Genomic DNA, 23,553 nt, shown 5'->3' on the forward strand with positions numbered 1-23,553 from the left:
GTTCAGCGGGTCTTGAGCACCACGCCGACGGCGAAGGCGATCTGCTCGTCCGTCAGGTCGGCGCGGGCGGTCAGCCGCAGCCGCGGGACGCCGTCGGGGACGGACGGCGGGCGGAAGCAGCCGACGGCCAGGCCCTCCTCGCGGCAGGCGGCGGCCCAGCGCACGGCGTGCTCGGGGTCCTCGGCGCGGACGGAGACCACGGCGCCGTCGGGGGCGGAGGCGTGCAGGCCGGACTCGGTGAGCCGGTCGGCGAGTTCGCGGGCCACCCGGAGGGCGTCGGCGGCCCGCCCGGGTTCGGCGCGCAGCAGGCGCAGGGCGCCGAGGGCGGCACCGACCGCGGCGGGGGCCAGGCCGGTGTCGAAGATGAAGGTGCGGGCGGCGGAGACCAGGTGGCGGACGACCCGTTCGGGGCCGAGGACGACGCCGCCCTGGGCGCCGAGGGACTTGGAGAGCGTCGCGGTGGCAACCACGTCGGGCTGTCCGGCGATGCCGGCGGCGGCTCCGGCGCCCGCGCCGCCGGGGCCCAGCACGCCCAGGCCGTGCGCGTCGTCGACGACCAGGGCGGCGCCGGACTCCCGGGCCGCGGCGAGGTGTCCGGCGAGCGGGGCGGCGTTGCCGTCGACCGAGAACACCGAGTCGGTGACCACCAGGGCGCGGGGTTCGGTCCGCCCGGCGAGGGCGGCCCGGACCGCGCCGGGGTCGCAGTGCGCGGCGCGGACGGTGCGGCCCCTGGCGAGGCGGCAGCCGTCGATCAGCGAGGCGTGGTTGTGGGCGTCGGAGACGATCAGGGTGTCCGGCCCGGCGAGCGCGGTGAGCACGGCGAGGTTGGCGGTGTAGCCGGAGGAGAACACCAGCGCGGCCTCGTACCCGCAGAACTCGGCGAGTTCGCGCTCCAGCTCGGTGTGCGCCTCGGTGGTCCCGGTGACCAGCCGGGAGCCGGTCGCCCCGCCGCCCCAGCGCACGGCGGCTCCGGCGGCGGCCGCGGTGACGGCCGGGTGCCTGGTCAGCCCGAGGTAGTCGTTGGACGCCAGGTCGAGCACCGGGTCCTCGGCCGGGCGACTGCGCAACCGCCTGGTCAGCCCGGCCTCCGCACGGACGGCCGCGGCCTCGTCCAGCCAGTCGAACACCCGCTCCGGCGCCGCACCCACGTCCCCGACCTGCCCGTCTCCCGCCATGCCCGGCACTCTGTCACCCGGCAGCGGGCCGGAGCAACGCGCGCCGCCCCGATGTGCGGTGTCCCACACTCCGGGGCGGCGGGCCTGACGGGTCTGACGGGCCTGGCGGGCCTGGCGGGGGGTCAGTTGCGGTAGCGGAACAGGATGCGGCCCCTGGTCAGGTCGTACGGGCTGAGTTCGACCAGGACGCGGTCGAACGGGAGGATCTTGATGTAGTTCTTGCGGATCTTTCCGCTGATGTGGGCGAGCACGTGGTGGCCGTTCTGCAGTTCCACCTTGAAGGTGGCGTTGCGCAGACACTCGAGGACGGTGCCTTCGAGCTCCAGGCCCTTTGCGACGCGTGGCAAGGGATCTCGATTCTCTGGTGGGGTTCCGACGGGGTGGTGCGGGTCGATCAGGGGTGGTGCGGGTCGATCAGGGCTGATCAGGGGTGGATCAGGTGCAGGACCTGGCCGGTCCGTTCGGCGCCGAAGCTCTCGACGAGGGTGGTGGCGGCGGTGCGGGACTGGTCGACCTCGGCCCAGGCGGCGGAGACTCCCGCCCGGTGCAGGGTGTGCAGGGCGTGGGCGAGCAGGGAGCGGCCGAGGCCGTGCCGCCGGTCGGCGGCGCGGACCGCGAGCAGGCCGATCCGGGCGGGGCCGCGACCGCGGACCACCCGGACCAGCCCGGCGTACCGGCCCCGGTGGACGGCGACGGCGTACAGGGAGGGATCGATGAGAGTGTCCCCCGGAGGGCCGGGTCGAACCTCGGCGGGCATGGTGTGCCAGCCGGGCCCGGCCTCGACCTCGGCCCGGATCTCCCGGTCCAGCGCCCGCAGCGCGGCCTCGTCGGCCGCCCCGGCGGGCAGGATCGTGACGCCCGGGGCGGGGCGGGGGGACTCGGCGGCGACGGCGGTGGACAGCAGGTACTCCCACTCCCGTCGTTCGGGGACGAAGCCGGCCCGCTCCCAGCGGGCGGCCAGGCCGGTGTCGTCGTCCCCCGGCACCAGGGTGCGGAGCGGGGCGGGCAGGGCGGTGAGCATCGCCCCGGCGAGCGGCTGGAAGGCCGCGTCGTCCCAGACGTCGATGCTGACGTAGCGGAGGTCGTGGCGGCGCGAGGAGACGTCGCCGTGGCCGACGACCACGTCGTCGGCCAGGGCCTGCCACTGGGTCTCGTCGACCCGGGTGATCTGCACGGTGTTCATGGCTTTCGCCTTTCGGGAGTGCCTGCGTTGTCACGCGAGCGCTCCCGACGACACCTGTGTCAGTCGTTGCACCGTGGGGAAAGGGGGAGCACCCGCCTCGATCCAGCTCTCATCGGGAACTCACCTCCTCGCTTCCGGTCACGGTGATCCGAACAGTAGCAACCTCCCGCCGCCCGTCCAACCCATTTGTTCTCCGACTCGCTCGGCCCCGGCCCGGGCTACCCGACGGACAGCGCGAGGGCCGCGGCCGCGGCGGCCAGCAGCACGAGGTTGAGGCCGATCCGGCGGTCGCCGCCGGTGAGGTGGACCGGGACCGCGCCGGCCTGGAGCAGCAGCAGACCGGCCGCCGCGGCCGGGGCGAGCCAGGTGGCGGTGCCGGTCAGCGGCGGGAGCAGCAGGCCCGCGGCGCCGAGGAGTTCGAGCACCCCGAGGGTGCGCAGGACGGGGAGCGGGACGCGGTCGACCCAGGCCATCATCGGGCGGAGCCGGTCGGGGCTGCGGACCGCCTTCAGCGCGCCCCCGTAGAGGTAGAGGAGGGCGAGCGGGCCCGCGACGATCCAGTAGGCGAGTTCCATGGTTCCCGTTCGGACGTGGCCGCCGCTGGGCGGGGCCGGGCGGTGGCGGCGGCCGGGTCGGCCGCGTCCCCGTCCACCCCACCGCCGGGGCCGGGCGCTGTCCAAGACCCGTTCCGGGCCGCCGATACCGGCTGGGTATCGTCGCAGCGTGGAGCTACGAACCCTGCGGTACTTCGTCGCGGTCGCCGAGGAACTGCACTTCGGCCGGGCCGCCCGCCGCCTGCACCTCAGCCAGCCGCCGCTGAGCCGGGCCGTCAAGCAGTTGGAGGCCGACCTCGGCGCGCCGCTGTTCGTCCGCTCGCCGGCCGGGGTCGCGCTCACCCCGGCGGGCGCGGTGCTGCTGGCGGAGGCGCGGACGCTGCTCGCCCACGCCGACCGGGTAAGGGCACGGGTGGGCGCGGCGGCCGGGAGCGCGGGCATCACCGTCGGCATCCTGGGCGACGGCACCGACCCCGGCGTGTTCCGGTCGGCGGCCGCCTACCGCCGCCGCCACCCCGGCGTGGACGTCCGGGTCCGGGAGACCGACCTGACCGACCCGACCTGCGGGCTGCGCGCCGGGCTGGTCGACGTCGCGCTCACCAGGGCTCCGTTCGACGGGACCGGCCTAGCGGTGCGCACGCTGCGGTCCGACCCGGTCGGCGCGGTGCTGCGGGCGGACGACCCGCTGGCCCGCCGCGAGCGGCTGCGGCTGGCCGAGTTGGCCGACCGGCGCTGGTTCCGCTTCCCCCCGGGCACCGATCCGCACTGGCAGGCGTACTGGCACGGCGGCGTCCCGCGCGAGGGGCCGGTGGTGCGCGGCGTCCAGGAGTGCCTGCAGGCGGTGCTCTGGAACGGCACGGTCGGGCTGGCGCCGCTCGGGCACGAACTGCCCGCCGAGCTGGCGGTGGTGCCGGTGGTGGACCTGGCGCCGAGCCGGGTGGTGGTGGCGTGGAACGAGCGCGGGGCCGACCCGCTGGTCCGCTCCTTCGTCGAGACGGCGACGGCCGCCTACCGCGACTGACGCCGACCGCCCGCCGGACCGGCGGCGGAGCGGGGGTTCGTGGGCGGGGCGCGGGGCTCAGCAGGCGCAGGAGAGGCCGGAGCGCGGGGCGGTCAGGTCGTCGACGGGGCGCTGCTCGGTGCCGGCGGCGGTGTCGTACGCGAAGCCCTCGCGGACCCAGTACTCGAAGCCGCCGAGCATCTCCTTGACCGGGTGGCCGAGCCGGGCGAAGGCCAGCGCCGCGCGGGTGGCGCCGTTGCAGCCGGGGCCCCAGCAGTAGGTGACCACGGTCAGCGCCGGGTCGATCGTCCCCGGCGCCAGATCGGCGATCCGCGCGGTGGGCAGGTGGACGGCGCCGGGGAGGTGCCCCTGGTCCCAGGCGGCCCTGCTGCGGGTGTCGACCACCACGATGCCGGGCACCCCGGCGGCGAGGTCGGCGTGCACGTCGGAGACGTCCGCCTCGAAGGCGAGCCGGGCGGCGTAGTGGGCGGCGGCCTCGGCCGGGGCGGCGGCGGGGACGCTCAGGACGGCGCTGATCGGAACGGCGTCGCCCGGGACGGCGCTGCTGCTCTCACGGGTGTTCTCGGCGACGGACACGGGGGCCTCTTCCTGACGGGACGCGAGGGGGGGACGGGGCCGTACCGGGTACGGGTGCGGGTGGTACCGGTCGGCGACGGCTCCATCCTCGGGTCCCGCGCGCTCGCTCCACGAGTGGCGTGACCGCCTGTGACCGTCAAGATCCCGCCAGCGCCCGCCCCGCCTCCGCGCGCGTCCGCACCCCTCAGGCCCCGCTCGCGCGCAGGCGGGCGAGGGCGGTGTCCAGGGCGGCCTCCAGGTGGGTGGCGGAGCCGGTGGTCATCAGGATCAGCACGCCGCCCTGGACGCCGGCCAGCAGCGCGGCGGCCTCCCGGTCGGCGTCCAGCTCCGGGGAGATCGCGCCGTCGGCCTGGAGGTGGCGGATGCCCGCGACGAGGTGGCGCTGCCACTGGGCGAGCAGTTCGCAGGCCACCGCCCGGGTGGCGTCGGTGGCGCCGCCGAGTTGGGCGAGGGCCGTGTGCAGGGGGCAGTTGCCGCCCTGGGCGCGGTAGCGGGCGAGGACCTTGTCGCGCCACTGCCGCCAGGCGTCCCAGGAGGTGAGTGCGCCGAGTTCCGGCTGCTGGTCCGCCAGCACCCGGTCGGCCTCGTGCCGGGCGACGGCGAGCAGCAGGTCGTCCTTCCCGCCGGGGAAGTAGTGGAAGAGCTGGCTCTTGCTGGTCGCGGTGCGGGCCATCACGTCCTCCAGCCGGACCGCGAACACGCCGTCCTCCCGGATCTGTTCGGCGGTTCCCTCGACGATGCGCTGCCGGGTGGCGGCGCCCTTGCGGGTCAGCGGCACGGTTCTCCTCCCGGGACGGTCGGCGGTCAGGGCAGCAGGAGCAGTTTGCCGGTGGTCCGGCGCGATTCGAGGTCGGCGTGCGCCCGGGCGGCGTCGGCGAGGGGGTAGCGGCCGGTGATCCGCTGGGTGAGCCGCCCGTCCAGGACCAGGTCGAACAGTTCGCCGGTGCGCCGCACCAGGTCCGCGCGGGTGGCGACGTGGTGGTGCACGACCGGGTAGCTGAGCAGGATGCTGTGGGGCAGGTCGGTGGGCCGCATGGTCGGCACGCCCATGAACGGGCCGTAGTAGGCGTGCACGCCGTGCGGGCGCAGGGCCAGTTGGGAGGAGCGGAAGGTGTCGGCGCCGCCGCCGTCGTAGACCACGTCGGCCCCGCGTCCGCCGGTGAGTTCGCGGATGCGCTCCTCGAACCCGCCGCCGGAGTGCACCAGGACGTGGTCGGCCCCGGCCTCCTTCGCCACCGCGGTCTTCTCCTCCCGGGAGACCAGGCCGATCACGCTGCCGCCGCGGGCCTTGACCAGCTGGGTGAGCAGCTGCCCGACCCCGCCGGCCGCGGCGTGCACCACGGCGGTGCTGCCCGGGGTGACGGAGAACGTCTCGGTGGTCAGGTGGTTGGCGGTCAGGCCCTGCATCAGCAGGCCGCCCGCGATCTCGTCCGGCACCCCGTCCGGGACCTTGACCAGGGCGGCGGCCGGGACGGCCAGCAGTTCGGCGTAGCTGCCGGGGTGGTAGAACCAGGCCACCCGGTCGCCGACGGCCAGGTCCTCGACGCCCGCGCCGAGCGCGGTGACGTACCCCATGCCCTCGGCGCCCAGCACCGTCGGCGCCGCCCAGCCCGGGCCGCCCTGGGAACGGGCCCCGGTGTCCATGTAGTTGACCCCGGCCGCGCCCAGCCGCACCAGCGCCTCCCCGGGGCCGGGCACGGGGTCGGGCAGCTCGGTCCAGCGCATCACCTCGGGGCCGCCGTGCTCCTCGATCCGGATCGCGTGCATGGCACACCGCCTTCCTGCTCGGGCCCGTCCGCCGTCGTCCGGGCACGTACTGCACGTTAGGCGGGCAAAAATGGACCAGCAAGTCCAGAAACGCCGGTGCCCGGCGCACCGCGCACGGGAGCTCCACTGACCGGGGCGCCCACCGGAGGGGCGCCAACGTCCGGGGACAGGGCACCACTTCGCCCGGGCGGCGCCGCGCTCCTCGGCGGGGGCCCGGCCGTCCTGCCGTGCCGCACCCGCCCGGCACCCGCATCCCGGGCCTGCGGGGCGCGTGCGCCGCGGCTCGACGGTGTCCGGTACGCCCTTGCGTGGCGGGGACGGGCCCGGCGAGGGTGGGTGTGCCGGTGGCAGGACGGAGAAGGGGAGGCGGATGGAGATCGTCGAGCGGGCCTGGGCGGAGCCCTGGGAGGGGCTGCGGTGCACGCCGACCGGGGGCAGCCCGGTCGGGGTGGTGGGGCTGTCGGGGTCGAGCGGGCGGGTGGAGGAGACGCGGGCGCGGGTGCTGGCCCGGGCGGGGTTCGACGCGCTGGCGATCCGCTGGTTCGGCGGGCCGGGGCAGCCGCCGGGGGTGTGCGAGGTCCCGTTGGAGACCTTCACGGCGGCGGTGGACCTGCTGCGGGCGGACGGGGCGCGCCGGGTCGGCCTGCTCGGGACGTCGAAGGGCGCGGAGGCCGCGCTGCTGACGGCCGTGCGCGATCCCCGGGTAGACGCGGTCGCCGCGCTGGCGCCCACTTCCCTGGTGTGGTGCAACGTCGGCCCGGGCCCGGACGGCGCGGACCGCCCGTTCCGCTCCTCCTGGACCTGGTGGGGGCGTCCGTTGCCGTTCGTCCCGATGGACGAGGGCTGGACGCCCGCGGAGCCGGAGGGCGCCCCGGTGGCCGTCCGCGGCTGGTACGAGCGGAGCGCGCGGACGTTCGCCCCGGCCCTGCCCGCGGCCCGGATCCCGGTCGAGCGGGCCCGGGCGGACCTGCTGCTGGTCGCGGGCGGCGCCGACGCGATGTGGCCGTCCCTCCCGTTCGCCGAGCAGCTCCGCGAGCACCGCCCCGCGTCCGGCGGCCCCCGCACCCTGCTGGTCAGCGACCCGGACGCGGGCCACCGCGTGGTGCTCCCCGGCGAACTCCCGCTGCCCCCGTCCCCGGTCCACGCCCACGGCGGCACCCCGGCCGCCGACACCCGGCTGGGCGCCCTGGCCTGGCCCCACCTCCTCGACCTGCTCGGCGGCGGTCTGCCCCTCCCCCTCCCGGGCGGGAGCCGAGCGCCCCGGACGGTCCGGCAGCCCGCCACCCCCGGGTAGCGCAGCACCGTCGGCAGCCGGCGGCGGTCCGCCTCCGCGTGCGGGAGGCCGAGTCCGGCTCGGACGGTGCTGTCGGAGACCGGGCCGGGCACGGTGCTGGTCTCCGTGCGGGCGGTGCCGCGGCGGGACCCGCCAAGCGGCTCGACGTGGCTGACGTGACCGGCATCGCCGACGTGGCCGACGTGGCCGGCGTCCAGCAGGGGACGCTCGGCCACGTGACGGTCCGGATCTCCGCGGAGGACGCCACCGGCACCGTCCCCGCCGGATCGGACGCCCGCGCCCTGCCGTTGCCCGACGGCGCGTTCGACGCGGCGCACCTGGTGACGGCCCCGGATGAGGTCCCGGATCCGGGCGTGCCGCTGCCGGAGCCGGGCCGGGTGGTGCGGCCCGGCGGGCGGGCCGTGGTCGGCGGGTGCTTCGACCGGCACCGGGTCCGCCGCACCGTCCCGGTGTCCTCCCGCACCCGATCCCGACCGCTCGACAGGTGGGTTCGACCGCCGGTCTCCTCCCGGTGAGCCTGGCCGCCGCACCGACGGCCGGAGGCGCTGTCGAGCCTGTTCACCGGGCCGAGCCTGTTCACCGGGCCGAGCCGGTTCGTCACCTGGTTTCGCGTGCCAGGCGGATTCGGAGGGGACCGGAGGAGACCGACGGCCGGTCCCTACGGGTGGAAGGAGACCTCCGGGTTCCGGGGGGTCGGCCCGTCGAGGAGCGGCTGGGCGACGCCCTTCAGGCGCAGGTCGAAGAAGGCCGTGACGTACGTGCGAGTGAGCTGGAGGGCGCGCCCGGATGAGAGGGTCCGGCCGTCGTCGGGCAGGCCGAGGGCGTCGAGGAGGACGGGGAAGTCGGTGAACGAGGCGTGGTTGGTGCCGGCGACGGTCAGCCAGCGCTTCCAACCGTCGAGCCGGGGCCAGCTCTCGGCCCAGCTGGGGTCCTCGGCGGCGTCCGGCAGCGGGTGACCGATCATCAGGAACGCTCTGCCGCCGAGGCCGGTGGCGGGCACCGGGACGTCCATGGTGCCGTCCAGGTCCGCGCCGGCCCGGATGCGGTCGTCGGCGAGCAGGGCCGGGACGGCCGCCGCGCCGCCCGCGGAGTGGCCGGCCGTGCCGATCCGGGCCGGGTCGATCATGCGGGAGTAGCGCCAGGCGGGGTGGGGGCGGGCGGTCAACCGGTCGATGACGAAGGAGACGTCTTGGGCCCGGCTGCGGTCCAGGCCCGCCCAGTCCTCCGGGGAGCGCAGTCGGCCACACATCACGCAGGGCAGCGTGCTCCCGTCGGGGAAGGTCGTCCCGGTGTTCTCGTAGGTGTGGTCGATCAGCGCGACCACGTAGCCGTGGCTGGACAGGTCCTCGGCCAAGCCGGTCAGCGAGGTGCGGGGCATGGTGAAGCCCGGCGAGAGGAGCACCAGTGGGTAGCGGCCGGGCGCGGGGCGGGCCCCGGAGGCGGCCCAGGTCCGGATCTCGGTGAGCGCCTCGGTGGGGACGGTGTTGCCCGGCAGCTTGGCGTCCAGCAGCATCCGCGCCGCGCCGGGGGTCATGTACGCGGCCGGGTCGCCGGTGCCCGCCCTGGCCGGGTAGTACACCGACACCATCAGCCGGCGCGGGCCCGACGCCGGCACCCACGGGTCGGTCCGGTCCCGGTCGACGAGTTCCAGGACGTCCTGTCCGACTGTGTACGGCCCGGTGGGGCGCGGGAGTTCGGCCCGGACCGCGGCCGCAGGGGCGGCGGAGTCAGCGACCCGGGCCGGGGTGGCCGGGGCGGCCCCCGCGGGCGGGCCGGCGGCGACGGACAGCGGCAGGGCGAGCAGCAGGGCGGCCAGGGCGGCGGCGGGGCGGATTCTGGTCATGGGCGTGACCGTACGTTCCCTTGGAGGAAGTTGACGTCGGCTCAACGGCGTAGGGGTTGCGCCGGAGAACGAACCCGTCGTCGGCGCACAACCCCTACGGGAAACCGCAGGGGGCGCCGACGCAGCCGGGTCGGGGGCCTGCCGCCGGCAGGCAGGCGGTCCGGCGCGACCTCGCGCGCACGGCCGCGCCGGACCGGTCGAGCACGGGTGACGAGGTCTGCGGGACGGACCAGCGGTCGACCACCGCGAGCAGGTGGCGGTGCCGGTCCCGGCGCGGGTCGTGCGCCCTCTCCGGCCGCCGCAGCAACCGGCGGCGCAGCGCGGCGTCGTCGGGGCGACCGCGGAGGTGCGCGTAGCGGGCGGCGCTTCCCTCGACCACGGGGCCGGCGTCGGACGAGGCCAGGTCGGCCCCCGCTGCCACGGCCGAGGCGGTCAGGCTCGGACGGACGCGGTGAAGTCGTGGCGCGGGCCGCCCCGGGACGCCGTACCGCCGACTCCCCGGCGAGACGGGTCACGTCCCGCCCGCCGAACGCGAAGCCGACCACCGCCCGACAGCTACGAAACCCCCGGCCGCGACCACCACCCGGAGTCCCCGGCCAAGCCGGTGCGGTCCAGTCACAGGACACCTGGCCCGACCCGCCCACGCCGCTGGACCGCACGCCGTCGGGCTGATCGGCCCGCCGTTCCGCTCCTTCGCCCGCCCGGAGCCGTGCCGCGCTGCCACAGCCTGGCGGCACCCCGCCGTCGGAGGCCCACCTGCCGGCGGCTCCTCCGGCGGAGGTTCATCCGGTGGCGGCTCCCTGGCGGGGCCTCACCCGCCGGTCGGGTAGCCGATCTCCGCGAGGTCGTCGGCGAGGTCGGCGAGGTCCAGCTCCGGGTTCAGTGCGCGCACCAGCTCGGCGGTGAGCGGGCGCAGGGCGTGGACGTGGCGGACGGCGTCGAGGTCGACGTCCACCTCGTAGTACTCCTCGGCGAAATCGCGGTACGCCTCGGAGCTGCCGTCCAGCAGCAGGTCGAACAGCCGGGCGGCGCCGCCGTCCTGGTCACCGCCGTCCGGTGCGGGGGCGAGGTCGCCGGTGCGCCACGCGGTGTCGGCCCGCTCGCGCCAGAAGCACACCGTGGCCTCCAGCACCCCGTCCTCGTCGCGGAAGGCGGGCTCCTCCAGCTGCGCGCGGAACGCCTCCGGCACCTCGTCGATCAGCCCGGGCCACGGCTCCCGCGCGTCGTACCGGTACGGGCTCAGCGCGGATTCGTGGTCGAAGCCCAGGGCTAGGGCGCCCTGCTCGGTGAAGACGATCGCGTAGGAGTCGCCGCTGCCGTTCCGCATCGAGGCCATCACCTCGCCGGGCGCCCAGCCGGAGTCGCACGAGTAGTACCTGTCCGCCCAGTCCGGGCCGAGGACGGCGTCCAGCATCGCCAGGGCGCGGCAGCGCGCCAGGACGGCGGGGGTGTCGGGGAGGCGGCGGATCAGTTCGGCGACCAGCATCCACGCATTCAAGCAGGCCCCGCCCACAGCGCCGTCCCGCTCCCGTCGGGGAGGGCCGCCGCCCGTTCCCGGACGGACGGCCCCGGGCCGCGACGGGCTGGTAGATTCCCGGGCGGACCGGGGCGGGGACCGCGGACGAGGCGGCGTTCCTCGACTGGGTCCGGGCCCGGCCCTCGGGCGAGGGCCGGTTCCGGGCGGAGTGGCTGCCGACGCTGCACCGGCTCCGGCACCCGGGGATCTCGCCGGACGACCTGGTGGCGGCGGTCGCGCGGGCCTGGCCGGCGGCCGAACTGGGCGCGGTGGTCGCGGCGTTCCACGCCACCGGGCAGTTCGAGGTCGCGGGGCGGTTGGTCCGGCGGGCCGGAGCGGTACGGGCGCCGTCGGACCTGCCCGCGCTGGTCGCCGGTTTCCGGCGGGCGGGCCAGCACGGCCGCCTGGAGGTCCTGCTGCACGAGGTCGGCCGTCTGGCCCCGCCGACCGTCGCGGCAGCCGCAGCGGCCCTCACCGCCGCCGGGGACGCCACCGCCGCCGGGGCGTTGCTCCGGCCCCGCCCGATGACACTGGCGGAACACCGCAGCCTGCTCCTCAACCGCATCCCGCCCCGCTGGAGCCGCTGACCGCCGCGCCCCGCCGCCGCGCCCCGCCGAGCGCGTCGGCCTTCCCGGCGCCCGCCCGGGGCTCTGTGATGACCTGCCGGTTGAAGTCCCCGGCCGTGGGGGGCGCCTTCCCGCTCCCCGCCGTCGGCGGACCACCGGTGCGGCCGCCCCGGGCGACTTTCATTTGTTAACAAACACAACTGGGCACGTCCCGCTGCGGCGCTCCACGTCGGGCCGCTCCGTGCACGGTCTTCGAGTCCTGTACGCACGGGGGTTGACGTGGCCGCGCAGACCCCCCTAACTTCACGTCTTGAAAAAGGTCCAGACCAAAGCCGGCGGGGCTGCTGGCCACCACCACTGATTCCCCCTCAGGGGGATGATCCGCCCTGCCCGGACCACTCCGGACGCTCCCTCAGGCATCGCTTCGCGTTCACTAACTGAACGAGTGAACGTTCTCCCCCACGAGGAGCCGCCTTGATCCGCACCCGTCTGCGCCCCCGCGCCGAAGGCCGTACCGGCACCCGCCTCCGGGCCGTCGCCGCCGCCGTCGCGCTGCCCGCCACCGTCGCCGGCCTGCTGGTGGCCGGTGCCGGCCCGGCCTCGGCCGCGGCCAACGCCGGGCCGGGCTTCCCGGCGCACTACGCCGCGCCGTACCTGGAGACCTGGAACTCGCCGAACACGCTGGCGAACGCCCGCACCAGCGGCGGGCTGAAGTACGTGACCCTCGCCTTCGTGATCAGCGACGGCAGCTGCAACGCCACGTTCAACGGCAACACCTCGATCACGGACGCCGGTTGGACCAACGCGATCAACGCGCACCGGGCGGCCGGCGGCGACGTGATCGCCAGCTTCGGCGGCGCCTCCGGCACCGAGCTGGGCCAGGCGTGCACCAGCGTCTCCAGCCTCCAGGCCCAGTACAAGCGGGTGGTGGACGCGCTCAACCTGACCAGGATCGACCTGGACATCGAGGGCGGCGCGCTGAACGACACCACCGCCAACGACCGCCGCAACCAGGCGCTGGCCCAGCTCCAGCAGGCCCAGGCGGCCGCGGGCAAGCGGCTGGACGTCAACTACACGCTGCCGGTCAGCCCTTCGGGTCTCGAATCCAACTCGATCAGCCTGCTGAACAACGCGAAGAGCCGCGGCCTGACCGTCAACGCGGTCAACATCATGACGATGGACTACGGCCCGGCCATGGACATGGGCCAGGCCGCGATCAGCGCCGCCAACGGCCTGCACACCCAGCTCGGCCAGATCTGGACGTCCAAGACCTCCGACCAGCTGTGGGCGATGGAGGGCAACACCCCGATGATCGGGGTCAACGACACCACCGCCGAGGTGTTCACCACCGCCAACGCGCAGACCCTGGAGTCCTTCGCCGCGTCCAAGGGCATCCAGCTGCTGGCCTTCTGGGCGATCGGCCGCGACAAGGCGTGCGCCAGCAGCGGCACGCTCTCCGACAGCTGCAGCGGCACCCCGCAGTCGGCGTACCAGTTCTCCAAGACCTTCAACGCGCTCACCGGCGGCACCACCACCCCGCCGCCGACCGGTGGCCGCACCGGCCAGATCACCGGCTACGGCGGCAAGTGCGTGGACGTCGCGGCCGCCAGCTCGGCCAACGGCGCCGCCGTGCAGCTCTACGACTGCAACGGCACCGCCGCCCAGCAGTGGACGGTGGGCACCGACGGCACCGTCCGGGCGCTCGGCAAGTGCCTCGACCTCACCTCGGCCGGCACCGCCAACGGCACCCAGGCCCAGCTGTACGACTGCAACGGCACCGGCGCCCAGCAGTGGCAGGCGCAGTCCAACAAGACGCTGGTGAACCCGGCCTCCGGCCGCTGCCTGGACGCCACCGGCCCGTCCTCCGCGAACGGCACCCGGCTCCAGATCTGGGACTGCTTCGCCGGTTCCAACCAGCAGTGGAACCTGCCCGCCTGATCGCCCGTCGGCCCGAGAAAGGAGCAACCCCCTTGCGCAGCAACAGAATCCTCCCGTTCGCCGCGACCGCCGGCCTGCTCGCCTCCTCCGCGGTGCTGCTGGCCCCCGCCCCCGCCGCGCTGGCCGCCGTCCCGACCGGGGCGACCACCCTGGTGGCGCAGAACTCCGGCAAGTGCGTGGACGCCGCCGCGGCGGCCACCGCCAACGGCACCGCCGTCCAGCAGTACGCCTGCAACGGGACCACCGCCCAGCAGTGGCAGGTCCAGGACCTCGGCAACGGCTACGTCCGGATCAACAACCAGAACGACACCTCGAAGGCGCTGGACGTCACCGACGTCTCCACCGCGGACGCCGCCAAGATCCAGCTGTGGACGTACAGCGGCGGCCCGAACCAGCAGTGGCAGGCGGTCGCCGAGGCGAGCGGCGCCTACCACTTCGTCAACCGCAACAGCGGCAAGTGCCTGGACGTGCCGAGCGCCTCCACCGCCGACGCGGTGCAGCTGCAGCAGTACACCTGCAACGGCACCACCGCGCAGTCCTTCACCTTCGGGAGCACCGTCACGAACCCGCCCGGCACGCCCGACTTCGGGCCGAACGTGGCCGTCTTCGACCCGTCGACGCCCGCCGCGACCGTCCAGGCCAAGCTGAACGCGGTCTTCTCCCAGCAGGAGAGCAACCAGTTCGGCACCCAGCGCCAGGCCCTGCTGTTCAAGCCGGGCAGCTACAACGTGGACGCCAACGTCGGCTTCTACACCCAGGTCGCGGGCCTGGGCCTGTCCCCCGACGACGTCACCATCAACGGCGCGGTGCACGCCGAGGCGGACTGGTTCCAGGGCAACGCGACGCAGAACTTCTGGCGTTCCGCCGAGAACCTCTCGGTCAACCCGACCGGCGGCACCGACCGCTGGGCGGTCTCCCAGGCCGCGCCCTACCGCCGGATGCACGTGCGCGGCAACCTGCAACTGGACGACGGCGGCTGGTCCTCGGGCGGCTTCATCGCCGACTCGAAGATCGACGGCCAGGTCCGCTCCGGCTCCCAGCAGCAGTGGCTGTCGCGCAACGCGCAGTGGGGCAGCTGGACCGGTTCCAACTGGAACATGGTGTTCGTCGGCGACGTCAACGCGCCCGCCAACTCCTTCCCCAACCCGCCCTACACCACGGTCAACCAGACCCCGGTGGTGCGCGAGAAGCCCTTCCTGTACGTGGACTCCGCGGGCGCCTACAAGGTGTTCGTCCCGGCGCTGCGCTCCAACACCTCCGGCACCAGCTGGGCGGGCGGCGCCCAGCAGGGCAGCTCGCTGCCGATCGACCAGTTCTTCATCGTCAAGCCGGGCGCGAGCGCGGCCGACATCAACGGGGCGCTGGCGCAGGGCAAGAACCTGCTGTTCACGCCGGGTGTCTACCACCTGAACCAGACCCTGAACATCAACCGCGCCGACACCGTGGTGCTCGGCCTGGGCCTGGCCACCCTCGTCCCGGACAACGGCATCACCGCCGTCAACGTCGCCGACGTGAACGGCGTGAAGCTGGCCGGCCTGCTGATCGACGCCGGGACGGTCAACTCGCCGGTGCTGATGCAGCTCGGCGCGGCCGGTTCCGCCGCCGACCACTCGGCCGACCCGACCTCGCTGCACGACGTCTTCTTCCGGATCGGCGGCGCGGGCGTCGGCAAGGCCACCCAGTCGCTGGTGGTCAACTCGAACAACGTGATCGGCGACCACATGTGGCTGTGGCGCGCGGACCACGGCAGCGGCGTCGGCTGGACCAGCAACACCGCCGCCAACGGGCTGGTCGTCAACGGCAACAACGTCACCATGTACGGGCTGTTCGTCGAGCACTACCAGCAGACCCAGGTGATCTGGAACGGCAACAACGGCCGGACGTACTTCTTCCAGAACGAGCTGCCGTACGACCCGCCGAACCAGGCCGCCTGGATGAACGGCTCCACCCGCGGCTACCCGGCCTACAAGGTCGCCGACTCGGTGACCAACCACGAGGCCTGGGGCCTGGGCTCCTACGCCTACTTCAACGTCAACCCGTCCGTGGTCGAGGAGCACTCCTTCGAGGTCCCGAACCGCTCCACCGTCCGCTTCCACGACATGGTGACCGTCTCGCTCGGCGGCACCGGCACCATCGCCCACGTCATCAACTCCACCGGCGGACCGTCCAACTCGTCCACCAACGTGGCGAACCTGGTGGCCTACCCGTAAGGCCCCCGGACCCGGCCCCCACCGGAAAGGCGGCCGCCCCCTCCGTGCGGGAGGGGGCGGCCGCCGCCTTACGCCTTGCGCTGTACGCCGGGTCAGTGGGCGGGGGCCCGTTCGGCAGTGCCGCGCAGGACGCAGAACTCGTTGCCCTCCGGGTCGGCCAGCACCACCCAGCCGGTGCCGTCGGCGTCGCGGCGGTCGGCGACCAGGACGGCGCCGAGGGCCAGCAGGCGTTCCGCCTCCGCGTCGCGGGTGGTCTCGGGCCGCAGGCAGAGGTGGACCCGGTTCTTGGCCGTCTTGGCCTCGGGCACCTGGTTGAAGTAGAGCACCAGCCCGTCGGCCAGGGTCACCTGCGTCTCGCGGTCGCCCGGACGGCCGTCCGGGTCGACCGGGCGGCCCGTCACCGCGCCCCAGAACCGGGCCAGCCGGTAGGCGTCCGCACAGTCGATCGCCACGTTCTGCACCAGGGAAACCATGCGGACGAGTCTGCCGCACCGCCCGGCCGGAGGCCACCGGCCCGCGCCGGTCGGCGCCGGTCGGCGCGGCATGGGAGCGCTGCCACGGGGTATTCGGCGGTGGCACGGGGAACAGGGAGCGGAACGCGGGAATGGGGAGGGCCTCGACAGTGGGCAGAGTGCGGGCCACTTCGACGGGAGCCGGGCAGCAGGAGGCACCGGCCGTGGACGTGGAACCGGTGGGCGGCCGGTCCTCGTCGTGGGACTGGAAGCGCTGGCGGACCCGGAAGCCCGGGAGCGCCCCGGCGGCGTCCGGGGACGTCCCGGCCGCCCCCGGGGACGCGGGCGCCCCGCGGGCCGAGCGGACCCGGCCGGCGTTCATGCAGCGGCGCGGGCCGTTCTCCGTCCTGGCCCGGTGGCTGATCCTGCTGGCGGGGCTGGTGCTGACCGTGGTGTTCGCGGTCGCGCTGGCCCGGGTGACGCTGGTGCCGGAGCCCGGCGCCCGAGACCTGGTGCACCCCAACTTCCACCTCGGCGCCTCGCTGCGCGGCTACCTGGACCAGCCCGCCGTCCGGGCCGCCGCCCAGCAGGTGGGCGGGAACATCCTGCTGGGCGCGCCGTTCGGGGTGCTGCTGCCGGTGCTGTTCCCCCGGCTGCGCAGCGTGCTGGCGGCGACCGCGCTGACCGCGCTGGTGATGGTCACGGTCGAGGCGGCGCAGGGCCTGCTGGTGGAGGGCCGGGCGTTCGACGTGGACGACGTCCTGCTGAACACGCTCGGCGCCCTGCTGGCCCACCTGCTGCTGGGCCGCCGGATCGGCCGTGCCCTGTACGAGCGGCGCCGGGCCTGAAGCACCGGACGCGGGGGCCGGGCGGTCGACCTCGGCGGTGCGGGCCTCGGCGAGGTGGGCGTCAGCGGCGGGCGGCCCAGACCTGGCGTTCGGTGCGCACCGCGAGGTCCTCGCGCAGCGCGACGCTGTCCGGGCCGTCGGCGTCGGTCAGCCGGTCGAGGGCGGCCAGGTCGGCGGGGTCGAGCGCCTCGGCGGCGGCCGAGCGGATCCGGCGCAGGGTGGCCAGGGCGTAGCGGCCGACGGACGGGTGCTCGGTGGCGTCGATGTGGACGGTGACGGTGCGCTCGCCGGTGACGGTGAACCCGGCGGCGGTCAGCAGCGGTCCCCAGTCGGCGCCCCGGTGCGGGACGTGCTCGGCGTGGAAGTGGTCGGTCGCGCGCTGGCAGCGCTCCTCCAGGCCGGGGCGCTCGGCGGGCGCGTCCGGCGGCAGGAAGCGCGGGAAGCCGGCCAGTTCGACCAGGGCGAACACGCCGTCCGGGGCGAGGAGTTCGCGGACGCGGCGCAGGGCCCGGTCGGGGTCGGCCAGGTGGTGCATCGAGGCGGACGCCCAGATCAGGTCGGGCCGGCCGAGTTCGGGCCAGTCGGCCTCGTCCAGGTCGGCCTGCACGGTGGTGATCCGGTCCGCCAGGCCCAGCGCGTGCGCCTTCTCGCGCAGGCGCAGCAGGTGGCCGGGCGAGGCGTCGACGGCGGTGACCCGGGCCCCGGGGAAGCGGCCCAGCAGCGCGAAGGTGCCGGCGCCGGTGCCGGCCCCGAGGTCGACGACGTGCCGCGGGTCGGCGTCCAGCGGCAGCCAGTCGGTGATCGCGGCGAGGTGCTCGGCCAGCACCTCGGCGTCCAGGTCGAGGACCTCGGCCTGCCCGGCGTCGTCCTCGACCGGGTGCTGGTGGTGGGCGTGGGCGTGCCCGTGGGCGTGCCCGTGGGCGGGGACGTGGGGCTGCGGGTGGCTCATGTGTGCCACCGTACGGCCGTCATGCGCGTGGGGCACGCACCCTCCCGGAATGCGCAAGACGGTGCCGTTCCCGCTTGCCGCAGGCGCAAGCCGTCAGCAGCGGTGCGGGCCGGGGTCGGGCTGGTGGCCGCGGCGGGCGTCGCGGTCGAAGATGCCGAGGACCTCGCACGGGCCGCCCTCGGCGCCGATGGCGTGCGGCATCATCGTGGGGAACTCGGCGGCCTGGTGGGTGGCGAGCCGGATCCGGCGGTGGCCGAGCATCAGGATCGCGGTGCCCGAGAGCACGACCAGCCACTCCCGGCCGGGGTGGGCGCGCATCCGGGCCGGGTTGTCGGGCGGCGGCTCGGTCATCCGCTGGCGCACCACGCTGATCCCCGGGTCGCCCTTGACCGGCCAGCGCATGGTGCCGTGCGGCCCGTCGACCGTCGGGCTGATCACCACGTCCTCGGCGGCGGTCTCCACCAACTGGTCCAGCGTGGTGTCCAGCGCCCTTGCCAGGGTCACGAGTTGGTCGAGCGCGAGCCGGCGCTGCCCGTTCTCGATCCGGCTCAGCGAGGACTGGCTGAGGTTGGCCCGGCCCGCCAGTTCCTCCAGCGACCAGCCCTGCGCGACCCGCAGCGCGCGGATCCGCTTGCGGACCAGCCCGTCCAGGTCACCGGCGTCTTCCGTCATGCGCAGCATCGTAGGCCGCCGCACCGGCTCCCCCCGGCCGCCGGGGCGCTACCGCGGGTCGGGGACGACGTGGGCGAGCGGACGGTCGACGTCGACCAGGCAGGAGATGACCCGCTGGTGCAGGTCGCCGATCCGGTCCCGGACGGTGACCCGGACGTACAGGTCCCGGACCACCGCGAGGGCGGGTTCGGCGAACCAGCCGAGCAGGAAGCTGCTCTCGCCGCCGATGAAGCTGTTCGGACGGATGGACGCGAAACGGTAGTCGGCTCCGGAGCGCAGCCCGTACCCGGCGACGGCCGCGACGGCCCCGTCCCGCCCGGTCCACCCCGTACTCGGGCCCGGCCCGTCGGGCCCGTCGGGGGCCCGCGCCCCCGTCTCGGCCACCGGGTCGGGAAAGAAGTCCAGGCGGTACTCGAGGGAGACCACCACCACCGCGCCGCTCCCCCCGTTGCGCAGGTGGCTGGCCCAGGCGAGTGCCCCGTCGGGGGCGTGGCCGACCGCCGGCCAGCCGGTGTTGCCCAGCAGCGGACGGACGGTACGGGCGAACTGGGCGCGGGCGACGATCGCCCCGATCGCGGCCAGCAGCGCGGCGGTCGCGCTCTGCGTGTCGAGCAGCTGCCAGGACCACGGCCAGGAGCGCAGCCCCTGCGCGGACAGGTTCTGCCGCACCATGGTGTGCACGAACAGCAGGACGGCCGCCGCGGCCAGCCCGTTGAGCGTCCAGGTGACGAACGGGTTGCGCCGCACCACCCGTTGCCGCAGGTCCATGCGTCCCCCTCCCCCTGCTCCCCCGGTGCGCTCCCAGCGTCCCGCCGATCGGGCCGGTGCGGAAGAGGGCCTGCCCGCGGCGGCGGGCCGACCGGTCAGGGGTCGTAGACCGTCACCGGTATGCCCCGGGCGGTGAGGCGGTCGGTGACCAGGGGTTCGATCCGCTCCCACCTGCCGCCGGCCAGGCCGCAGCCGATCCGCGGCATGTGCACGGAGGCCCCGAGCCGGACGGCCTCGGCGGCCAGGGCGGCCAGCGCGGTGTCGATCGCCTCGTAGCGGACCGGGACACCGGTGGAACGGCCGGTCCGGATGCCGCGCTGGCCCACCGTGTTGGCCACCCACAGACAAGGCGCGACCCGCACCAACTGGACCGCCCCCAGCCCGAAGTCGTTACCGGCCCGCTCCCGGTGCCAACGGCGGAACGCGGCCTCCGGTCCGGGCCAGCGCCGGGAGAGCGCCAGCACGAAGCCCCTGCCCCACCCCCCGAGGTCGTTGCAGACGTGCGCGATGATCCGCGGCCCCTCGCCCTGCGGCGCGGTGGCGTCGCCCCGCAGATAGGTGATCGTTCCAGCCATGCCGGCCATCCTCGCAGCCGCCACCGACAGCCACCGGAGCCGGTGACAGCACGTCAGGGCCCCGCCCGGTAAGCCCAGAGCCGGAGGTTCAGGCCCGTGCCCTCCCGGTCGATCCCGACCCACCGGTCGGCGACACCGGTACCGAACGGCCCGGCACGCCAACCGACGCTCCGGACGGTGTCGGTGACGGTCTCCCGGGTCCCCTCGACGATGACCCGCCACAGCGGACACGCATCGACCCACCCAGCAGCTGTAGGGCGTCCCTACGGCTGCCCTTTACCGTCCGGAGGCGCGGGGCACGGCGTCCGCACCGCGCTCGCCGACGGCGGCGACCAGCTCGCGGGCGCGCTCGGCGGCCTGCGCCCGCGAGTCGAACGGCAGGGTGACGCTGCGGGGTTCCGGTCCGCCGACCTCGATGTTCACCTCGTAGCCCGGCATCCTGCGGATCTTTCGCACGAGGACCGACACCAGTCTCCCGACACCGATCACCACGGCGGCCACGAGCGCGATCAGCAGACCGTCCGGCAGCGCCGCAGCGCCCCAGTCCAGCTTCACCCCGCCGGGGCCGGTCAACCGGACCACCACCGGGACACCGTCCGGACCGACGACCGCATCCCCCCGCGGCTGACTGCCCGTCCGGCCCGCACCACCGTCCAGCTCCAGCAACCCGGCCGCGTCCCCGCCGCCGAGGCGTGCCGCCCGCATGGCGACGATCCGGTGCCCGACCTCCTCGACGCTGCTCCTGTCACGGCTCGCCGTTCCCCCGACCGGCAGGACCCGGCCGTCGCGCAGCCGCAACTCGACCAGCCAGTAGTCGGCCGCGTCCGTTCCCCGTCCGGCACGGACGGCAACCGCCGCGACCTCCCCCAGGGGGTACGGCGAGAGGGCCCGATCGACCGCTCGACAACGCCGTCCTGGTCGATGACCAGCCCCATCCGGGCCGCACGGAAGCACCACACCGCGGAAATGACCGTCAGGACCACGAAGAACACCCGCGATCCGACCGATGACCTGGCCATGCTGACGACCGAGATCACCAGGAACAGCAGCCCTGCGGCCACCAGGACCATCCGAACAGGGTCGCTACTCTTCACCGGCTTCATCGGCCCCCCACCGTGTCGGCTGCTCAGCGCCCAGCCCCAGCTCCCACGAACCGCCAGCCTCGACGCGGGCGTCATCCTACTGGTCTTGTCAGATCAGAAGTGAGATAGGTGGACCTGTTCCTCCAGCCACAGCCCCCGGGCACGATCACGCCGAACGCCACCACCACTCTGGTCCACCCGCCGGGACTGAGCGCGCAGTTGGAACGGGAACTCCGGATCGGCCTGACCGATGGTCGACGCGAGCCAACGGTCTGCGACCGGCAACCGCCGCACCTGCATGCTGCCGGCGGCACCGCTCAGGAAGGAGAGCGGCTCGGGTGCCGTGCAGTCGAGGTCGGGACGGTCGAGCCCGAGATACGGCCACAGGTCCACCGACGTCGGGCGGCCCCAGCGGCCGGTCAAAGTCGCGGCCGGTACGGCGAGATCGGACTCCAGCCCCTGTTCTGCTGCTTCGGTGGTCTCCTCGCTCCGGTCGTCCCAGAAGTCTCGGTTCTCCCGGAGCACGGCCAGGTGGAAGCCAGGCCTGCCCGAGCTCTCCTCTTGACGGGGGAACGGCAGGTCGATCAGGACCTCGGTGATCGACAGACGGCCGTCAGCGGAACCTTCCGCTCGATGCTGACTCGGTACGGTCGAAGCCTCATCAGCGGTGCCCACCGCGTCGGCAAGGGACGTTGAGAGGTCCGGAGGGGCGCGCCGCGTCCTGGACGGTGCCGGTGACGGTCTCCCGGGCGCCCTCGGCGAAGACCCGCCCGAGCAATGGTCGGTACCCGTGGACGGGTTGCTCATGATGGTGGTGGGTTGGTTCCCTGAATGATCTGCCGGCGGGGGCCCGGGGCGGCTGACGCGAGGTGCCGGACGCCTCGGCCTCGGAGGGTCACGAGCGCGGTGTGGACGGGGTCGAGCTCCTCGACGGAGCGGTGGTAGGTGAGGATCTGCGTCAGTTCCAGGTCGATGGCTTCCACGGCGTCGCGGATGCGGTCGAAGCGTGCTCCGCGACGGACGGGCCCGAGTGTGCAGCGCACGGTGGCGGTGGCCTCGGTCGCGGTCACGACGGCGACCTGGTCGATTTGCAGTTCCACCTCGACCGCGTGCTTGTCCGGGTTGGCGTGCTCGGTCATGCCGCCGCCTCGGCGCACTCGGCCAGGACGCCGTTCTCGATGCCGCAGTCGGACAGGGCCCGGTCCTGGAAGGCGGCGCGGTCGTCGCTCCACTGCTTCGTCAGCCCGGTGACGGTCGCGGGCGACAGGCCGTGCAAGTGGAGCAGCGGCAGGGCCTCGGAGATCTTCGGGGAGAACCGTTTGCGCTCGCCGGTGGTCTCGTCGACGCGGCGGTCGTTGACTCGGGCAGCGGTGACCTGGGCCGGACCAACCGCGGTGACCACGGTGCGGGGCCGGTGGTGGCCGTTGCGCACCACCAGGCGCCGTCCGTGCTCGTCGGTCTCGGCCGCCCATTCGGCTGTGTACTGGTTGACTTCCGCTTCCAGCGCCGCGGCGGGCATCCGCCGATCTCCCCCGCGAACGATCTCGTCGATCAGGGAGCCGGACCGGGTCGGGCTGTCGTCGGTGACTACGCTGAGCACGGGCGTGCCTTCCTGACCCGCGCTGCAACGCGGGCCCACTCGGAGAGCTTGTGGATCATTCGTGAAGGTACGCCCTCCCCGTTCCTCCCGGCGCCGATCCACAGGTTCAGAGCATTGCGCGACCCGCACGACGGACTCGCCCGCCGACGCACCGACCGCCCCACCGGTCACGGGACGGCCTTCAGGAGGCGGCGGCCCGGCCGCGCGGTCGGAGCGGGCTCAGGACGACGGCGAGGGCGATCAGTTCCGCGGCCACGAGGGCCGTGACACCGATCCAGCCGCACGGCGGGCTCACCGCGGCCAGTAGGGCCAGCAGCAGGGTGACTCCTTGCAGGAAGGCGGCGGTCCCCGCCGGTTGCCGGGCCGGCCGCCCCTTGTGGCCGTGCGTCACTGCGGCCCCCACAGCAGCGGGAGGAGGAGGCAGACGGCCGCAAGCAGCGCGAAGAGCGGTACGGCGACCACGTTTCCCGTCTCTCCGCCGCCGGGCGGATCGTCACCGGGAACGGGCACCGGATGCTGCACGTGCCAGTTCGCGACCCGCGCCGCCTCCACGAACACGGCCGAGAACGCCACCGAGGCCACCCCTGCCACCCGGCACCAGGCCCGGTCCCCTACCGCCATCCGCCGCCCCTGCCGTGCGTTCCACCCGCTCGGAACACGCCGTTCCGGTGGCGTGCCTCATCGGGGACTGCCGCATGACGTGCCGGTGTTCGGAGGTCCGGCCGCCCTCCAGGCGGAAGGCAGGGAAGAACTCGGACGGGCGACCGCCACCGTGGCCCTCGACCGGCGCGCCGCCGTGCACGGCGCGGTGTCCATGCGGGTCGACCAGCCCGACGCCCCTCGGCCCCCGCTGGGGGACCAGGTCGGCCGTTTCCTGCGCGAGCTCGCGGGCACCCCGCCGGTCGCGGCCGAGGGAACGCACGGGACGCACGGGACGCACGAGCCGGCCGGTACGTGACCGACG

The 23,553-nt window shown here is 74.8% G+C and carries 28 protein-coding genes and 1 pseudogene; 8 read left to right on the forward strand and 21 right to left on the reverse strand.

Annotated features, from left to right (window positions below; all coding sequences use genetic code 11):
- Positions 1 to 2 precede the first annotated feature (2 nt).
- The 4 genes from ACIQVD_RS12265 to ACIQVD_RS12280 all read right to left on the reverse strand — a co-directional run bounded on the left by ACIQVD_RS12265 (position 3) and on the right by ACIQVD_RS12280 (position 2,933).
- Complete coding sequence (locus ACIQVD_RS12265; protein WP_400684828.1) at positions 3 to 1,175, reverse strand: 8-amino-7-oxononanoate synthase; 1,173 nt, start codon at positions 1,173 to 1,175, stop codon at positions 3 to 5.
- Positions 1,176 to 1,297: 122 nt separating this feature from the next.
- Complete coding sequence (gene infA, locus ACIQVD_RS12270) at positions 1,298 to 1,522, reverse strand: translation initiation factor IF-1 (protein ID WP_030463886.1); 225 nt, start codon at positions 1,520 to 1,522, stop codon at positions 1,298 to 1,300.
- Positions 1,523 to 1,599: 77 nt separating this feature from the next.
- Positions 1,600 to 2,358, reverse strand: a complete 759-nt coding sequence (locus tag ACIQVD_RS12275) for a GNAT family N-acetyltransferase (protein WP_402288321.1) — start codon at positions 2,356 to 2,358, stop codon at positions 1,600 to 1,602.
- Positions 2,359 to 2,576: 218 nt separating this feature from the next.
- Positions 2,577 to 2,933: a DoxX family protein gene (locus ACIQVD_RS12280; protein ID WP_402288323.1), complete on the reverse strand. Its 357-nt coding sequence runs from the start codon at positions 2,931 to 2,933 to the stop codon at positions 2,577 to 2,579.
- Positions 2,934 to 3,081: 148 nt separating this feature from the next.
- Between ACIQVD_RS12280 and ACIQVD_RS12285 the strand changes: the two genes are divergently transcribed.
- Entirely contained in the window at positions 3,082 to 3,933 is an 852-nt protein-coding gene (locus ACIQVD_RS12285) for a LysR family transcriptional regulator (protein ID WP_402288325.1), read from the forward strand.
- Positions 3,934 to 3,990: 57 nt separating this feature from the next.
- Here ACIQVD_RS12285 and ACIQVD_RS12290 read toward each other — a convergent pair whose 3' ends face one another.
- From ACIQVD_RS12290 to ACIQVD_RS12300, 3 genes are all read right to left on the reverse strand, one after another.
- A complete protein-coding gene (locus ACIQVD_RS12290) occupies positions 3,991 to 4,509 on the reverse strand; it encodes a rhodanese-like domain-containing protein (protein ID WP_402288327.1) in 519 nt (172 codons plus the stop codon).
- Between the two features lie 184 nt (positions 4,510 to 4,693).
- Positions 4,694 to 5,287: a TetR/AcrR family transcriptional regulator gene (locus tag ACIQVD_RS12295; RefSeq protein WP_402288329.1), complete on the reverse strand. Its 594-nt coding sequence runs from the start codon at positions 5,285 to 5,287 to the stop codon at positions 4,694 to 4,696.
- Between the two features lie 26 nt (positions 5,288 to 5,313).
- On the reverse strand, positions 5,314 to 6,276 hold the full coding sequence (locus ACIQVD_RS12300) for a quinone oxidoreductase family protein (RefSeq protein ID WP_400684808.1): 963 nt from the start codon (positions 6,274 to 6,276) through the stop codon (positions 5,314 to 5,316).
- Positions 6,277 to 6,646: 370 nt separating this feature from the next.
- Between ACIQVD_RS12300 and ACIQVD_RS12305 the strand changes: the two genes are divergently transcribed.
- On the forward strand, positions 6,647 to 7,570 hold the full coding sequence (locus ACIQVD_RS12305) for an acyl-CoA thioester hydrolase/BAAT C-terminal domain-containing protein (protein ID WP_402288332.1): 924 nt from the start codon (positions 6,647 to 6,649) through the stop codon (positions 7,568 to 7,570).
- Between the two features lie 146 nt (positions 7,571 to 7,716).
- Positions 7,717 to 8,085, forward strand: a complete 369-nt coding sequence (locus tag ACIQVD_RS12310; protein WP_402288334.1) for a methyltransferase domain-containing protein — start codon at positions 7,717 to 7,719, stop codon at positions 8,083 to 8,085.
- 143 nt (positions 8,086 to 8,228) lie between these two features.
- Here the strand turns inward: ACIQVD_RS12310 and ACIQVD_RS12315 are convergent, their stop codons facing one another.
- The 3 genes from ACIQVD_RS12315 to ACIQVD_RS12325 all read right to left on the reverse strand — a co-directional run bounded on the left by ACIQVD_RS12315 (position 8,229) and on the right by ACIQVD_RS12325 (position 10,899).
- Positions 8,229 to 9,413 (reverse strand): alpha/beta hydrolase family protein, encoded by a 1,185-nt coding sequence (locus ACIQVD_RS12315; protein ID WP_402288336.1) that lies wholly within the window; start codon positions 9,411 to 9,413, stop codon positions 8,229 to 8,231.
- A gap of 94 nt (positions 9,414 to 9,507) precedes the next feature.
- Positions 9,508 to 9,834 carry a hypothetical protein gene (locus ACIQVD_RS12320; protein WP_402288339.1) on the reverse strand — a complete coding sequence of 109 codons (327 nt, stop codon included), beginning with the start codon at positions 9,832 to 9,834 and terminating at the stop codon, positions 9,508 to 9,510.
- Between the two features lie 390 nt (positions 9,835 to 10,224).
- Positions 10,225 to 10,899 carry a hypothetical protein gene (locus ACIQVD_RS12325; RefSeq protein ID WP_402288341.1) on the reverse strand — a complete coding sequence of 225 codons (675 nt, stop codon included), beginning with the start codon at positions 10,897 to 10,899 and terminating at the stop codon, positions 10,225 to 10,227.
- Between the two features lie 254 nt (positions 10,900 to 11,153).
- On the opposite strand from ACIQVD_RS12325, the gene ACIQVD_RS12330 reads away from it, so the two are divergent.
- The 3 genes from ACIQVD_RS12330 (at position 11,154) to ACIQVD_RS12340 (ending at position 15,643) form a co-directional block, all read left to right on the forward strand.
- A complete protein-coding gene (locus ACIQVD_RS12330; RefSeq protein ID WP_402288343.1) occupies positions 11,154 to 11,516 on the forward strand; it encodes a hypothetical protein in 363 nt (120 codons plus the stop codon).
- Positions 11,517 to 11,969: 453 nt separating this feature from the next.
- Entirely contained in the window at positions 11,970 to 13,433 is a 1,464-nt protein-coding gene (locus tag ACIQVD_RS12335) for a ricin-type beta-trefoil lectin domain protein (RefSeq protein WP_402288346.1), read from the forward strand.
- A 32-nt stretch (positions 13,434 to 13,465) separates the two neighbouring features.
- Positions 13,466 to 15,643, forward strand: coding sequence for an RICIN domain-containing protein (locus ACIQVD_RS12340; RefSeq protein WP_402288348.1), 2,178 nt, complete (start codon positions 13,466 to 13,468; stop codon positions 15,641 to 15,643).
- Between the two features lie 92 nt (positions 15,644 to 15,735).
- Here ACIQVD_RS12340 and ACIQVD_RS12345 read toward each other — a convergent pair whose 3' ends face one another.
- Positions 15,736 to 16,116, reverse strand: a complete 381-nt coding sequence (locus ACIQVD_RS12345) for a VOC family protein (RefSeq protein ID WP_402288350.1) — start codon at positions 16,114 to 16,116, stop codon at positions 15,736 to 15,738.
- Positions 16,117 to 16,319: 203 nt separating this feature from the next.
- Between ACIQVD_RS12345 and ACIQVD_RS12350 the strand changes: the two genes are divergently transcribed.
- Positions 16,320 to 16,943, forward strand: a complete 624-nt coding sequence (locus tag ACIQVD_RS12350) for a VanZ family protein (RefSeq protein WP_402288352.1) — start codon at positions 16,320 to 16,322, stop codon at positions 16,941 to 16,943.
- A gap of 61 nt (positions 16,944 to 17,004) precedes the next feature.
- On the opposite strand, the gene ACIQVD_RS12355 is transcribed toward ACIQVD_RS12350, so the two are convergent.
- The 10 genes and pseudogenes from ACIQVD_RS12355 to ACIQVD_RS12400 all read right to left on the reverse strand — a co-directional run bounded on the left by ACIQVD_RS12355 (position 17,005) and on the right by ACIQVD_RS12400 (position 23,162).
- Entirely contained in the window at positions 17,005 to 17,892 is an 888-nt protein-coding gene (locus tag ACIQVD_RS12355; protein ID WP_402288354.1) for a class I SAM-dependent methyltransferase, read from the reverse strand.
- Positions 17,893 to 17,985: 93 nt separating this feature from the next.
- A complete protein-coding gene (locus ACIQVD_RS12360; protein ID WP_400684772.1) occupies positions 17,986 to 18,564 on the reverse strand; it encodes a helix-turn-helix domain-containing protein in 579 nt (192 codons plus the stop codon).
- Positions 18,565 to 18,612: 48 nt separating this feature from the next.
- Positions 18,613 to 19,332: a hypothetical protein gene (locus tag ACIQVD_RS12365; RefSeq protein ID WP_402288356.1), complete on the reverse strand. Its 720-nt coding sequence runs from the start codon at positions 19,330 to 19,332 to the stop codon at positions 18,613 to 18,615.
- A gap of 95 nt (positions 19,333 to 19,427) precedes the next feature.
- Complete coding sequence (locus ACIQVD_RS12370) at positions 19,428 to 19,907, reverse strand: Appr-1-p processing protein (protein ID WP_402288358.1); 480 nt, start codon at positions 19,905 to 19,907, stop codon at positions 19,428 to 19,430.
- Positions 19,908 to 20,183: 276 nt separating this feature from the next.
- On the reverse strand, positions 20,184 to 20,705 hold the full coding sequence (locus ACIQVD_RS12375) for a hypothetical protein (protein WP_402288360.1): 522 nt from the start codon (positions 20,703 to 20,705) through the stop codon (positions 20,184 to 20,186).
- A gap of 398 nt (positions 20,706 to 21,103) precedes the next feature.
- Positions 21,104 to 21,664 (reverse strand): hypothetical protein, encoded by a 561-nt coding sequence (locus tag ACIQVD_RS12380; RefSeq protein WP_402288363.1) that lies wholly within the window; start codon positions 21,662 to 21,664, stop codon positions 21,104 to 21,106.
- 128 nt (positions 21,665 to 21,792) lie between these two features.
- Positions 21,793 to 22,128, reverse strand: coding sequence for a hypothetical protein (locus tag ACIQVD_RS12385; protein ID WP_402288365.1), 336 nt, complete (start codon positions 22,126 to 22,128; stop codon positions 21,793 to 21,795).
- A 50-nt stretch (positions 22,129 to 22,178) separates the two neighbouring features.
- Positions 22,179 to 22,589 (reverse strand): annotated as a pseudogene (locus ACIQVD_RS12390) (IS256 family transposase); the annotation flags it as partial.
- A gap of 181 nt (positions 22,590 to 22,770) precedes the next feature.
- A complete protein-coding gene (locus tag ACIQVD_RS12395) occupies positions 22,771 to 22,980 on the reverse strand; it encodes a hypothetical protein (protein ID WP_402288368.1) in 210 nt (69 codons plus the stop codon).
- Positions 22,977 to 23,162 (reverse strand): hypothetical protein, encoded by a 186-nt coding sequence (locus tag ACIQVD_RS12400; protein WP_402288371.1) that lies wholly within the window; start codon positions 23,160 to 23,162, stop codon positions 22,977 to 22,979. Before ACIQVD_RS12400 ends, ACIQVD_RS12395 begins: the two co-directional genes overlap by 4 nt.
- Before the next feature lie 133 nt (positions 23,163 to 23,295).
- On the opposite strand from ACIQVD_RS12400, the gene ACIQVD_RS12405 reads away from it, so the two are divergent.
- Complete coding sequence (locus ACIQVD_RS12405; protein ID WP_402288374.1) at positions 23,296 to 23,547, forward strand: hypothetical protein; 252 nt, start codon at positions 23,296 to 23,298, stop codon at positions 23,545 to 23,547.
- Positions 23,548 to 23,553 lie beyond the last annotated feature (6 nt).

The sequence above is a fragment of the Kitasatospora sp. NPDC090308 genome, from assembly GCF_044769485.1.
In the GTDB taxonomy this organism is placed as follows: domain Bacteria; phylum Actinomycetota; class Actinomycetes; order Streptomycetales; family Streptomycetaceae; genus Kitasatospora; species Kitasatospora fiedleri.

What these genes read in the sequence shown, in the direction of transcription:
- ACIQVD_RS12265 (WP_400684828.1), bottom strand. Translation starts at nt 1,175, where the DNA reads ATGGCGGGAGACGGGCAGGTCGGGGACGTGGGTGCGGCGCCGGAGCGG.
- ACIQVD_RS12275 (WP_402288321.1), bottom strand. Translation starts at nt 2,358, where the DNA reads ATGAACACCGTGCAGATCACCCGGGTCGACGAGACCCAGTGGCAGGCC.
- ACIQVD_RS12280 (WP_402288323.1), bottom strand. Translation starts at nt 2,933, where the DNA reads ATGGAACTCGCCTACTGGATCGTCGCGGGCCCGCTCGCCCTCCTCTAC.
- ACIQVD_RS12300 (WP_400684808.1), bottom strand. Translation starts at nt 6,276, where the DNA reads ATGCACGCGATCCGGATCGAGGAGCACGGCGGCCCCGAGGTGATGCGC.
- ACIQVD_RS12305 (WP_402288332.1), top strand. Translation starts at nt 6,647, where the DNA reads ATGGAGATCGTCGAGCGGGCCTGGGCGGAGCCCTGGGAGGGGCTGCGG.
- ACIQVD_RS12315 (WP_402288336.1), bottom strand. Translation starts at nt 9,413, where the DNA reads ATGACCAGAATCCGCCCCGCCGCCGCCCTGGCCGCCCTGCTGCTCGCC.
- ACIQVD_RS12325 (WP_402288341.1), bottom strand. Translation starts at nt 10,899, where the DNA reads ATGCTGGTCGCCGAACTGATCCGCCGCCTCCCCGACACCCCCGCCGTC.
- ACIQVD_RS12345 (WP_402288350.1), bottom strand. Translation starts at nt 16,116, where the DNA reads ATGGTTTCCCTGGTGCAGAACGTGGCGATCGACTGTGCGGACGCCTAC.
- ACIQVD_RS12355 (WP_402288354.1), bottom strand. Translation starts at nt 17,892, where the DNA reads ATGAGCCACCCGCAGCCCCACGTCCCCGCCCACGGGCACGCCCACGGG.
- ACIQVD_RS12360 (WP_400684772.1), bottom strand. Translation starts at nt 18,564, where the DNA reads ATGACGGAAGACGCCGGTGACCTGGACGGGCTGGTCCGCAAGCGGATC.
- ACIQVD_RS12365 (WP_402288356.1), bottom strand. Translation starts at nt 19,332, where the DNA reads ATGGACCTGCGGCAACGGGTGGTGCGGCGCAACCCGTTCGTCACCTGG.
- ACIQVD_RS12370 (WP_402288358.1), bottom strand. Translation starts at nt 19,907, where the DNA reads ATGGCTGGAACGATCACCTATCTGCGGGGCGACGCCACCGCGCCGCAG.
- ACIQVD_RS12385 (WP_402288365.1), bottom strand. Translation starts at nt 22,128, where the DNA reads ATGACCGAGCACGCCAACCCGGACAAGCACGCGGTCGAGGTGGAACTG.